This is a genomic window from Microbacterium sp. (genome assembly GCF_047606385.1).
Classification (GTDB): Bacteria; Actinomycetota; Actinomycetes; order Actinomycetales; family Microbacteriaceae; genus Microbacterium.
In genome coordinates this window covers 1-11,351 of sequence record NZ_JASGEL010000137.1, presented here as the reverse complement: position 1 = coordinate 11,351, position 11,351 = coordinate 1, and the positions used below count along the sequence as shown (strand labels likewise).

11 protein-coding genes are annotated in these 11,351 nt (G+C 72.6%); 6 read left to right on the top strand and 5 right to left on the bottom strand.

Going from position 1 to position 11,351, the window contains the following annotated elements; genetic code table 11:
* Positions 1 to 439: 439 nt before the first annotated feature.
* The gene (locus QM626_RS14450; RefSeq protein ID WP_415077662.1) at positions 440 to 1,933 is read left to right on the top strand and encodes a sensor histidine kinase; all 1,494 of its coding nucleotides are present in this window, start codon (positions 440 to 442) and stop codon (positions 1,931 to 1,933) included.
* 10 nt (positions 1,934 to 1,943) lie between these two features.
* On the opposite strand, the gene QM626_RS14445 is transcribed toward QM626_RS14450, so the two are convergent.
* Entirely contained in the window at positions 1,944 to 2,192 is a 249-nt protein-coding gene (locus QM626_RS14445; protein ID WP_023955350.1) for a WhiB family transcriptional regulator, read from the bottom strand.
* Positions 2,193 to 2,416: 224 nt separating this feature from the next.
* Here QM626_RS14445 and QM626_RS14440 point away from each other — a divergent pair, with 224 nt between their 5' ends.
* A complete protein-coding gene (locus QM626_RS14440) occupies positions 2,417 to 2,818 on the top strand; it encodes a histidine kinase (RefSeq protein ID WP_415077661.1) in 402 nt (133 codons plus the stop codon).
* 30 nt (positions 2,819 to 2,848) lie between these two features.
* On the opposite strand, the gene bcp is transcribed toward QM626_RS14440, so the two are convergent.
* The 3 genes from bcp to aroA are packed head-to-tail and all read right to left on the bottom strand — an operon-like array spanning position 2,849 to position 5,695.
* Positions 2,849 to 3,316, bottom strand: a complete 468-nt coding sequence (gene bcp / locus QM626_RS14435; RefSeq protein ID WP_415077660.1) for a thioredoxin-dependent thiol peroxidase — start codon at positions 3,314 to 3,316, stop codon at positions 2,849 to 2,851.
* 19 nt (positions 3,317 to 3,335) lie between these two features.
* Positions 3,336 to 4,376, bottom strand: coding sequence for a ribosome small subunit-dependent GTPase A (gene rsgA / locus QM626_RS14430; RefSeq protein WP_415077659.1), 1,041 nt, complete (start codon positions 4,374 to 4,376; stop codon positions 3,336 to 3,338).
* The gene (gene aroA, locus QM626_RS14425) at positions 4,373 to 5,695 is read right to left on the bottom strand and encodes a 3-phosphoshikimate 1-carboxyvinyltransferase (protein WP_415077658.1); all 1,323 of its coding nucleotides are present in this window, start codon (positions 5,693 to 5,695) and stop codon (positions 4,373 to 4,375) included. The genes rsgA and aroA overlap by 4 nt, the downstream gene beginning before the upstream one ends.
* 102 nt (positions 5,696 to 5,797) lie before the next feature.
* Here aroA and QM626_RS14420 point away from each other — a divergent pair, with 102 nt between their 5' ends.
* From QM626_RS14420 to QM626_RS14405, 4 genes are all read left to right on the top strand, one after another.
* Entirely contained in the window at positions 5,798 to 6,403 is a 606-nt protein-coding gene (locus tag QM626_RS14420) for a sigma-70 family RNA polymerase sigma factor (RefSeq protein ID WP_415077663.1), read from the top strand.
* Positions 6,400 to 6,645, top strand: a complete 246-nt coding sequence (locus QM626_RS14415; RefSeq protein ID WP_415077657.1) for a zf-HC2 domain-containing protein — start codon at positions 6,400 to 6,402, stop codon at positions 6,643 to 6,645. The genes QM626_RS14420 and QM626_RS14415 overlap by 4 nt, the downstream gene beginning before the upstream one ends.
* Positions 6,646 to 6,717: 72 nt before the next feature.
* Positions 6,718 to 9,207: a bifunctional lysylphosphatidylglycerol flippase/synthetase MprF gene (locus QM626_RS14410; protein ID WP_415077656.1), complete on the top strand. Its 2,490-nt coding sequence runs from the start codon at positions 6,718 to 6,720 to the stop codon at positions 9,205 to 9,207.
* Positions 9,204 to 10,505, top strand: a complete 1,302-nt coding sequence (locus tag QM626_RS14405) for an alpha/beta hydrolase (RefSeq protein WP_415077655.1) — start codon at positions 9,204 to 9,206, stop codon at positions 10,503 to 10,505. Before QM626_RS14410 ends, QM626_RS14405 begins: the two co-directional genes overlap by 4 nt.
* A gap of 1 nt (position 10,506) precedes the next feature.
* Here QM626_RS14405 and QM626_RS14400 read toward each other — a convergent pair.
* Positions 10,507 to 11,351, bottom strand: an 845-nt coding sequence (locus QM626_RS14400) for a diacylglycerol kinase family protein (protein ID WP_415077654.1), incomplete at its 5' end; no start/stop codon positions are given.

Here is an 11,351-nt window from a genome sequence, read left to right as displayed (position 1 = left end):
TTCCGATCCCGCGTCGCCGCCGCGGCGGCCCCGCAGCCGTCTCCCGTCGAGTCCGATGCGGCGCCTGCCCGGCGCCGGCGGCGCGGGACGACACGCCTCGGGTGGCGGCATCCGGTCCCGTAGGCCGGCCGCGGCGACCGCGCCGGCGATCGGATTCCGGATGTCCTGGGCATCGGAGTCGGGTGAGCACGCCGGTTGAGGGCGTGGGCGAGGGGTCCGGCGGATATTCACCCTCTGAGTCGCCACCCGGTTCAGAAGGTGAGTCGAGACTCACCCTCTGAGTCGCCACCCGGTTCAGAAGGTGAGTCGAGACTCACCCTCTGAGTCGCCGCGCGGTTCAGAAGGTGAGCGTCTGGGAGGGCGTATCGGGCCGCCGGGGACGGTGGCCTCATCGACGTCCCGACACGTTCCGGCGTGAGACGCACCGTAGGCTGGGCGTGTGTCGACGCTCTCCGATCTCGTGTACGCGCAGGGTTTCGCCGACGGGGCGGATGTCGAGTGGCTGCATCGACTGGCAGGTGACGGCCAGCTCCTGGCAGACCTCGCCTTCGCGGACATCGTGATCTGGGTGCCGACGCCCGACGACTCGTTCATCGCCGTCGCGCACGCCCGGCCCGGCGGCGCGGCCACGCTGTTCTACCGCGACATCGTCGGCGACCGGGTGCGCCCGCAGTGGCGCGCACAGGTGCGCGACGCCTTCCAGAGCGCACGGATCATCGACTCCGCCTCGCCCGACTGGTTCGAGGAGACGCCCACCCGGGTGCGCGCCGTGCCGATCGTGCGCGAGCCGGCCCGCGGCGACGTTCCGGCGACGGTCATCGGCGTCCTGACCCGGCACACGAATCTCGGCGAGGCGCGCACGCCGTCCCGGCAGCAGATCACCTTCAACGACTGCGCGGACGACCTGTTCGGCATGGTGGCGTCGGGGGAGTTCCCGGACCCGGCGGCGCCGACCGCGCCCCGGCGCGGCGCCCCGCGAGCCTCGGACGGCCTGATCCGCGTCGACGTCGACGGCATCACGACCTTCGCGAGCCCCAACGCGCTGTCCGCCTTCAACCGCATGGGCTTCGACGACGAGCTCGAGGGGGAGCCGCTGGTGGAGGTCATCACGCAGATCCTGCCCGAGAAGCGGCAGTTCGACGAGACGCTGCCGGTGGTCGCCACCGGTCGCGCCCCCTGGTGGGCCGAGGTGGAGGCCCGCGGCGTCATCGTCTCGCTGCGGGCGATCCCGCTGCGAGACCACGGCACCCGCATCGGCGCGATCGTCATGTGCCGCGACATCTCGGAGCTGCGTCATCGCGATCAGGAGCTCATCACCAAGGACGCGACGATCCGCGAGATCCATCACCGTGTGAAGAACAACCTGCAGACCGTCGCGTCGCTGCTGCGCATCCAGGCCCGACGCACGCACTCCGACGAGGCACGCGACGCGCTCGCGCACGCGACCCGGCGGGTGTCGGCGATCGCGGTCGTGCACGACACCCTGTCCGAGGGACTCACCCAGAGCGTCGACTTCGACGACGTGTTCTCGCGCGTCCTCAAGCTGGTCGCCGAGGTCGCGGCGGCCCCGAACACGCGTGCGATCACCCGCAAGACCGGCACCTTCGGGACGCTGCCCAGCGAATACGCGACCCCGCTCGCGCTCGCGCTGACCGAGCTCGTCACGAACGCGGTCGAGCACGGCCTGGCCGGGCAGGAGGGGGAGGTCGAGATCGCCGCGGAGCGGACCGCCGAGCATCTGGAGGTGCGGGTGCGCGACACCGGGGTGGGCCTGCCCGAGGGTCAGGTCGGCCGGGGGCTCGGCACCCAGATCGTGCGGACCCTGATCCAGGGGGAGCTGGGCGGCACGATCGACTGGCACACCTCGATGGGCAGCGGAACCGAGGTCACGATCGACATCCCGCTGCGCTACATCGAGCGCGACGCGGGCTGAGCCGGCGCGCTCAGCTGGCGCGCCGCGCGCGCGCCGCGCGGCGCTTCAGGGCGCGGCGCTCGTCCTCGCTGAGGCCGCCCCAGACGCCGGAGTCCTGGCCGGTCTCCAGGGCGTACTGCAGGCAGATCTCGGTCACCGTGCACCGCGCGCAGACGGCCTTGGCCTTCTCGATCTGGTCGACGGCCGGCCCGGTGTTGCCGACCGGGAAGAACAGCTCCGGGTCGACGGTGAGGCAGGCCGACTTGTCGCGCCAGTCCATGGTTGTGCTCCTCAGGGATACGAAGAATCGAGTGGATTCAGAGCATGACGATCCGTCAGTTACTCTGGTCGGTGTGCGAGCGGGTTGCTCGCCCCACCTCGCTGTGGGAGCACACGATGTCTTCAATCGTTCCACAGCGCCCGGATGTTGACAAGGGTTCAGCGCGCGATTCCCGACGGTTCTGCTGAGATTTCCGTCATCGCATCCTGTGCCGGAGCGGAACGATGAGCGAGACGACCACCGTCGGCGGGGCCGAGCGCCTCGCAGGAGTCCTCGTCATGGCCGAGGGCGTCGTCCTGGTCGTGCTGACGCTGTGGCAGGCGGTCTCGCTCGTGGGCGGTGACACCGACTCGGTGCCCAGCGCGATCGCGCTGCTCGTCCTGACGCTCATCGGGGCCGCCGCGGTCGCCGCGTTCGGAGCCGGCGTCCTGCGCGACCGGTCGTGGGGGCGGTCCGGCGGGATCGTCACCCAGCTGCTCGTGCTCGCCGTCGCCGGGGGCGCGGCCACGGGCGCGTACGCGCATCCCGCGATCGGCGTGGTCATCGGCGTCCCGGCCCTGGTCGTGCTGATCCTGCTGGTGATCGCGGTCGTCCGGGCCAGCCGTCGTCGCCCCGCCGACGACTGACCGCCCCGCCGGGAGAGGGTCGGCGCGGGCTCAGCCGGGGATGCCGAGGAGCCGGCGCAGCCGGGCGACGTGCCCGGTCGCCTTCACGTTCACCAGCGCCTGCGCGATGCGGCCGTCGGGGTCGACGACGAAGGTCGAGCGCAGCACGCCGGTGATCGTCTTGCCGTAGTTCTGCTTCTCGCCCCACGCGCCGTACGCCTCGTGCACCGCGTGGTCGGGGTCGCTCAGCAGCGGGAAGGCGAGCCCGTCGCGCTCCCGGAACGCGCGCAGCTTCTCGGGCGCGTCCCGGGACACGCCCAGCACGACGTACCCGGCCGCGGTCAGAGAGCCGAGGCTGTCGCGGAAGTCGCACGCCTGCGTGGTGCAGCCGGGTGTCATCGCGGCGGGGTAGAAGTACACGATCACGTTCTGGCCGCGGAAGTCGTGCAACGCGACGGGAGACCCGTCCTGGTCGGGCAGGGTGAAATCGGGTGCGGTGTCTCCGGGCTGAAGCGTCATGGCCTCAGCCTAGGCGCGATCAGCGCGTCGCGAAGGTCGCGAGCAGGCGCTGCAGCGAGTCCAGCCGCGAGACGCCGGTCGGGCCGAGCCGTCCCTCGGCGACGGCCTCGACGATCGCGCAGTCCGGTGCGTCGGGCAGATGCGTGCAGCCGCGCGGGCAGTCCTCGGCGATCTCGTCCAGATCGGTGAAGGCGCGCAGGATGTTGGCCGGGTCGACGTGCCCGAGACCGAACGAACGGACGCCGGGCGTGTCGATGACCCAACCCGTGCCGCCGGAGCCGCGGTAGCGCAGCGACACCGTCGAGGAGGAGGTGTGCCGGCCGCGCCCGGTGACCTCGTTCACGTGACCGGTGGCGCGGTCCGCCGTCGGCACCAGCGCGTTGACCAGCGTGGACTTGCCCACGCCGGAGTGGCCGACGAACACGGTGGACCGGCCGACGAGGGCGGCGCCGATGCGCCCGATCGGCATCTCGCCGCGGCCGCTGGTGAACACCTCCAGGTCGATCCCGTCGAAGTGCGACAGGAAGTCCGCGGGGTCGGCCAGGTCGGTCTTGGTGACCACGAGCAGGGGGCGGATGCCGGCATCCAGCGCCGCGATCAGGTACCGGTCGACGAGCCGCTCCCGCGGCTCCGGGTCGGCGGCGGCGACCACCACGAGCATCTGGTCGGCGTTCGCGACGATCACGCGCTCGACCTGGTCGGTGTCGTCGGCGCTGCGTCGCAGCAGCGTCGTGCGCGGCTCGATCCCCACGATCCGCGCGAGCGTGCCGTCGTCGCCGCTCGTGTCGCCGACGGTGCGCACCCGGTCGCCGGTGACGATCGGCGCTCGGCGCAGCTCCCGGGCGCGCGCCGCCGTCGCCTCGCGCTCGTGCTCGCCGTCCTCGTCGACCAGCACGGTGTACCGACCGCGGTCGACGCCGAGGACCCGGGCGATCTCGGCGTCGGCATGGGCGGGCCGGCGCTTGGTGCGCGGCCGGTTCGCCTTCGGGTTCGGCCGTACCCGGATGTCGGACTCGTCGAACTCGTCGTCGTCCTCGTCGTCCGGTTCGAGCCAGCTCACGCGGCGTTCTCCTCCGGCGTCAGCATCTGCTGCCACAGCTCGGGGAACTCCGGCATCGTCTTCGCGGTCGTGCCGATGTCGTCGACGACGACGCCGGGCACGGCCAGCCCGATCAGGGCGCCGGTCGTGGCCAGCCGGTGGTCGTGATGGGCGTGCCACACACCGCCCCGCAGCGGCCGCGGGATGATCCGGATGCCGTCGGCCAGCTCCTCGGCCTCGCCGCCGAGCGCACGCACGTCGCCGGCGAGCGCCGCGATGCGGTCGGTCTCGTGCCCGCGGATGTGGCCGATGCCGGTGAAGGTCGAGGGGCCGTCGGCCAGCGCGGCCAGGCCCACGAGGGTGGGGGTCAGCTCGCCGACCGCCGAGAGGTCGAGGTCCGCGCCGGTCAGGCGTCCGCCGCCGGCGACCGTCAGCGCCCCGTGACGGCGGCCGCTGTGCGCGCCGAAGGCCGCCAGCAGCTCGGGCAGCAGGGCGCCGGGCTGGGTGGAGTGCACCGGCCAGCCGGTGACGGTGACGGTCCCGCCGGTCACGAGCGCCGCGGCCAGGAACGGCGCCGCGTTGGACAGATCCGGTTCGATCGTCACATCCTTGCCGTGCGGCACCGTGGGCGGCACGATCCACTCGCCCGCGGCGGGGGACTCGACGTGCACGCCGCGGTGGGCGAGCGAGGCGACGGTCATGTCGATGTGAGGCATGCTGGGCAGGCGCGCGCCGCGGTGACGCAGCCGCAGGCCGACGTCGAACCGGGCTGCGGCCAGCAGCAGCCCGGACACGAACTGGCTGGAGGCGCTCGCGTCGATCTCGACCTCGCCGCCGGCGATGCGTCCCCGGCCTCGCACCGTGAACGGCAGCGCCCACGTGCCGCCGTCGTCGATGTCGACGCCGGCGTCGCGCAGCGCCCGGATCATCTCGCCCATCGGTCGGTGCAGTGCGCTCGGGTGGGCGGTGACGGTGACCTCGCCCGTGGCCAGGCCGATCAGCGGGGTCACGAAGCGCATCACGGTGCCCGCCTGCCCGCAGTCGAGGCGGCCGCCGCCGGCGAAACGAACGGGCGGGGTGACGAGCAGGTCGGGGCCGAAGCCGCCGGTGCCGGGCACCTCTTCGATGCCGACGCCGAGCACGCGCAGCGCCTCGATCATGCGGGCCGAGTCGTCGGAGTGCAGCGGTGCGTGCAGGGTGCCGGGGCCGTCGGCGATGGCCGCCAGCACCAGCTCGCGGTTGGTCAGCGACTTCGAGCCGGGCACGACGACGGTCGCGGTGAGGGCGCCAGGAGACACCGGTGCGGCCCACGTGCGCGGGGAATACGACATGTCGCTCATCGGTTCCAGCCTACCGAGGGGCGTGGACGCCACGCCCGGAGAGGAGCGGGCGTGCCGGCGACACTGCTGCCGCACCGCGGCGCCGACATAGACTGGCGCCTGATGGACGAGCAGGCGGAACAGACCCCCGTGGTGGATGCGCGCGCCCAGTTCGAGGAGCAGGCGCTCCCGTTCATGGACCAGCTCTACGCCGCCGCGATGCGGATGACGCGGAACCCGGCCGACGCCGCCGATCTGGTGCAGGAGACGTTCGTGAAGGCGTTCGCCTCGTGGGCCACCTTCACGCAGGGCACGAACCTGAAGGCGTGGCTGTACCGCATCCTCACCAACTCGTACATCAACACCTACCGCAAGAAGCAGCGCGAGCCCTACCAGGGCACGATCGACGAGCTGGAGGACTGGCAGCTGGGCGGCGCGGAGTCGACCACCTCCACCAGCTCCCGTTCGGCCGAGGCCGAGGCGATCGACCGGATGCCGGCATCCGTCGTGAAAGAGGCGCTGCAGTCGATCCCCGAGGACTTCCGCCTCGCGGTCTATCTCGCGGACGTCGAAGGCTTCGCGTATCAGGAGATCGCGGACATCATGAAAACCCCGATCGGCACGGTCATGAGCCGCCTGCACCGTGGCAGGCGGCTGCTTCGTGACCTTCTCGCCGACTACGCACAGGAACGGGGCATCACCCCGTCGGCATCCAGGAGCACGACATGACCGACTGCGGCTGCGAGAGGGCCCGGCGCGACCTCGAGGAGTATCTGCGCAACGAGGTGTGCCACACCGAGCACACCGACATCACCGAGCATCTCGCCACCTGCGAGGAGTGCCGCGACGAGGCGCTGGTGGCACGCACTCTGACGGAGGTCGTCGCGCGGGCGTGCCACGAGACGGCGCCCGAGACGCTGCGCGACCAGGTGCTCAGCCGGTTGCGCGCCGTTCAGGCGACCCACCACTGATCCGCCGCGTACCGCACGGCCGCGCCCGGTAGTGTGTCGGCGGCGCTGTGCCGTGAGACAGGAGGTGGCGAGGTGACCGCCCCGGTACCGCGCAGCGCTGCCCGGCACTGGCGACCCGTCGCACGCCGCTACCTGACCACCCATCCGGTCGCCCTCGGTGCCGCGGTCCTCGTCCTGGTCACGGCGGCGCTGACCGGCTCGCTGTGGGGCCAGGACGTCTCGTACTGGGGAACCGGTCCGCTCTCGGTGTTCGCGGCCGGGCACTGGTGGACGCCGTTCACGGCGGTGCTCGTGCCCGGCTCCCCGGTCGACGCGGTGATCTGCGTGGTCCTCGCCCTCACGGTCTATGCGTATGCGGAGGACCTGCTCGGGCACCTCGTCCTGGTATGGGTCACCGCGGTCACCGGCCTCGGTGGCATCGTCATCGCCATCGGCTTGCACGCCGCGACCTGGACGGTCACCGATCTGCGGCCGGTCGAGGCGGCGGAGATCCCGGTGGTGGACCCGGCCATCGCGATCGCCGGCGCCGTGATGGCGGCCTCGGCTGTCGCCTCCGCGCTGTGGCGCCGCCGGATCCGTCTGATCGGCTTCGCCGTGCTCGCCATGTTCGCGCTCTACGTCGGCGACGCGGACTCGTGGTACCGCCTCGCGGCCGCGGCGCTGGGCCTCGCCGGCGGCGCATGGCTCACCCGGCGCAGCGCGCGCCGGCCCTGGCATCGGTCGAGCGTCCGTGAGATCCGCGCGCTCGCCGCCGCCCTCGTGGCGGTCACCGGGTTCGGCCCGTTCGCGGCCGTCATCGCCGGCGGCGGCCGTGGCCCGCTCTCGCTGGCGGTGGACGCGTTCACCCAGTACGACCAGGACCTCATCGACCGCTGCGACGCGCAGTACACGTCGATCTGCGACCACCAGTTCACGCTGCTGATCACCCGGGGCGCGGGCCCGGCGATCCTCGCGCTCGTGCCGCTGGCGCTGCTGCTGGTCGCGGCATGGGGGATGCGGCGGGGGCGGCGGGCCGGGATGGTCCTCGCGATCGCGGTGGAGACGCTGGTGGCGGCGCTCGCCGTCTACTCGCTGCTGTCGGGCCAGCTGTACATCGATCCGTGGGTCGACGGCACCGGCTTCGAGTACCTGCTCTGGGCGGTCGCCTCGATCGGGGTGCCGTTGGCGACCGCGGTGCTGCTCGTGGTGCTGCGTCGTCGCTTCCCGGTGCGCGCGCGGGCGTCGGCGGTGCGCGGCTTCGCGGTCATCGTCCTCGGCGCGTTCGTGGTCTGCGCGGCGGGGTATCTCATCGCCGAGTGGCTGCTGCGGCAGACCTACAACAAGGATCCCTCGTTCACGGACCTGCTGGTGGAGACGGTGCGCCGCTTCATCCCGTCGGCGTTCCTGCAGGGGGTGAGCGAGCTGCCGTACCCGCGTCACGGCGCGGCGCTGTGGATCTACCAGTGGGTGGGTGTCGTGTTCTGGGCCGCGGTCATCGTCGCCATGCTGTGGCTCTACCGCCGGATCCGGGTGCCGGCCGCGGCCGACGACGCGCAGTTCCGCGCGTTGCTGCGACGCGGGGGCGGCACGCTCGGCTATCTGGGGCTCTGGCGCGGCAACCGGCACTGGTACAGCGACGACGAGCAGTCGGCCGTCGCGTACCGGCTCGTCGGCGACGTCGCGATCGCGATCGCCGACCCGTTGACGACGACCCCGCACCGGGCACAGGCGATCCGCGGTTTCGTCGACTTCTGCCTCGGTCACGGCTGGCTGCCGGTGTTCTACAGCATCCACGACGAGTTCCTCCCCGTCTTCGACGCGATGGGATGGGAGCACACCTCCGTCGGCGAGGAGACCGTGATGGTGCTCGCCGACGTGACGCTCACCGGCAAGGCCTGGCAGAAGGTGCGTCAGCCGATGACGCGCGCCGAGCGGGAGGGCGTCACGGCCGTGTGGACCCGCTGGCACGACCTGACCACGGCGCAGATCGCCCAGATCGAGGAGATCGACGAGCAGTGGGTGGCCGACAAGGCGCTGCCGGAGATGGGGTTCACCCTCGGCTCGATCGAGGAGGCCAAGGACCCGGAGGTCGCGCTGCTGCTGGCCGTGGACGCGGCCTCGCGCATCCAGGTCGTGACCAGCTGGATGCCCTCCTGGCGCGACGGCATCCAGGTGGGCTGGACCCTCGACTTCATGCGGCGTCGGGCCGACGGCCCCAACGGGCTGATGGAGTTCGTCATCGCCAAGGCCGCCCTCAGCGGCAAGATGATCGGCCTCGAGGTGCTGAGCCTGTCGGGGGCGCCGCTGGCCCTCAAGCCGGGTGAGGCGCCGTCGGCGGAGCCGACCGTGCTCACCTCCCTGCTGGCCTGGATGGCGCAGGCGCTGGAGCCGGCGTACGGCTTCGCCTCGCTGTTCCGGTTCAAGAGCAAGTTCCGCCCGGAGTACCGCACGATCCACCTCGCCTACGCGGATCCGGTGACGCTGCCGCGGATCGCCGTCGCCGTCGGCCGCGCCTACCTCCCCGATGCGTCCGCCCGTGATGTGCTGGCACTCGCCCGCGCGGCGCGGGGAGGAGCGCGATGAGGAGATGGCTGCTGACCCTCGAGCTGATAGGCAGCGGGATCCTCACGCAGACCGTCGCCCTGGTGGGGCTGCTCGCCCTGACCGTGCTCGCGGTGCGCCCCCGGCATCCGTGGCGGCTGCTGCTCTCGTTCGTGCTCGGCACGATCGGCGGCTATCTGCTGGCGCGGACGCTGGAGACGGCGGGCGTGTTCGAGGGGGCGTTGCCGAAGAACGCCGCGGAATGGATCGCCGCGGGCGTGGGCGCCGCCGCGGCGGGCGTGGTCGCCGCGCTCACCCGGCCGTGGTGGCGGCGCGCGATCGCCGCGCTGCTGGTGGTGGTCGCGCTGGTGATGGCGGGGCTGGGCGTGAACACCTCGTACGGGCTCACGCACACCCTCGCCGCGATCCTCGGCATCCAGGCCCTCGACGAGGAGCCGCTGCCGGCGCTGACCGGCGCCGGCGACGGCGACCCGTCGACGCTGTACGAGACGTGGACCGCGCCCGCCGACATGCCGACGAAGGGACGCGTGAGCGCGCTGTCGGGCGATGAGCAGATCCCCTCCACCGGGTTCACGGCGCGGGACGCCGCGATCTACCTGCCGCCGGCCGCGCTCGTGGACGACCCGCCGTCGCTGCCGGTGATCGTGTTCATGATGGGCCAGCCCGGCACGCCGGATCCCACCAGCATCGCGGCCGCGCTGGACGCGTTCGCCGCGGAGCACGACGGGCTCGCCCCGATCGCGATCGTAGCGGACCAGCTCGGCTCGATCAACGCCGATCCCGCCTGCGCCGACTCGACCACCTACGGAACCGTGTCCACGTACTTCAACAGCGACATCCCGGAGTGGATCCGCTCACATCTGAACGTGGTGTCCGACACCTCCTACTGGGTCATCGGGGGCTACTCGAACGGGGGCGCCTGCGCGTTCACCTGGGGCGCCCAGCATCCGGAGGTGTGGGGCAGCCTGATGGACATCTCCGGCAACGAGTACCCCGGGTCCGAGCACGAGCAGCAGACCATCGACACCGTCTTCGACGGCGATGCCGACGCGTTCGAGGCCGCGAAGCCGGCCTCGTGGCTGACGGTGAACGCCGGCTCGTTCGACGGCCACGTCGCGGTGTTCACCTACGGCGACGAGGACGAGACCTTCGGGCCCGGCCAGCAGGCCAACGCCGCGCTCGCGCAGGACGCCGGCTTCACGGTGTACTCGGACGCCATCCCCGGCGCGGGGCACACCGGGGTGGTGCTGGACGAGGGGCTCGCCTTCGCGATCGACGCGCTCGCCTCGCATCTGGGGCTGGCGGCCCCGGCCGGATGACTCACGGCGCCACGAACACCTCGAGCGCGGCGGGATCGGCGTCCACGCGCAGCGGCAGCGGCCCGATCAGGTCCCCGTCCGCATACGCCGCGGCATCCGCGGCATCCAGCTCGACCGCCCGTGCGCGCACGATCGTGACCTCGTCCGCCGCGGCGTGCGTGCCGGCGTAGAGGCGGGGGAGCAGCCGCAGCAGCCGCAGCCGGCTCACCGGAGCCACCACTGCGACCTCGAGCAGGCCGTCGCCGAGATCGGCGTCGGGGCACACCGGGATGCCGCCGCCGTAGCTGCGGGAGTTGCCGACCGCGGCGATGAGCAGCTGCTCGTCGAGGACGTGGACGCCGCCGTCCGGCAGGTGCAGGGTGACCCGGAGCCGGTCGGCGTGCAGCGCGACGAACTCCCGCAGGAGCGCGAGCGTGTAGCGCGAGCCGCCACGCGGCCAGCGCATCGCGTTCGCGCGATCGTTGACGCGGGCGTCGAAGCCGCAGGCCAGCACGGTGGCGTAGTGCGTGATCGCACCGCGGGAGTCGGTCACGCGGGCGAGATCGATCCGGCGCCGGTGCCCGGCGAGGACGACGTCGGCGGCGGCCTCCGGGTCCGCCCGGCGCAGGCCGAGATGGGTCGCCAGGTCGTTCCCGGTGCCGGCCGGGACGACGCCCAGCGGGACGCCGGTGCCCCGCAGCGCCTGCGCCGCGAGGCGCACGGTGCCGTCGCCGCCGGCGACCACCACCGCGTCCGGTCGCGCCTCGACCGCGCCGTGCAGCAGGTCGGTGGTCTCCGACGCGCTGCCGCCGGCCACCAGGGTCACCCGCGCGCCGCGCTCGCGCAGCCGTGCCGCAGCGCGGTCGG

Coding starts and splice junctions, on each gene's coding strand:
- QM626_RS14445 (WP_023955350.1), bottom strand. CDS start 2,192: ATGGACTGGCGCGACAAGTCGGCCTGCCTCACCGTCGACCCGGAGCTG.
- QM626_RS14440 (WP_415077661.1), top strand. CDS start 2,417: ATGAGCGAGACGACCACCGTCGGCGGGGCCGAGCGCCTCGCAGGAGTC.
- bcp (WP_415077660.1), bottom strand. CDS start 3,316: ATGACGCTTCAGCCCGGAGACACCGCACCCGATTTCACCCTGCCCGAC.
- aroA (WP_415077658.1), bottom strand. CDS start 5,695: ATGAGCGACATGTCGTATTCCCCGCGCACGTGGGCCGCACCGGTGTCT.
- QM626_RS14420 (WP_415077663.1), top strand. CDS start 5,798: ATGGACGAGCAGGCGGAACAGACCCCCGTGGTGGATGCGCGCGCCCAG.
- QM626_RS14415 (WP_415077657.1), top strand. CDS start 6,400: ATGACCGACTGCGGCTGCGAGAGGGCCCGGCGCGACCTCGAGGAGTAT.
- QM626_RS14405 (WP_415077655.1), top strand. CDS start 9,204: ATGAGGAGATGGCTGCTGACCCTCGAGCTGATAGGCAGCGGGATCCTC.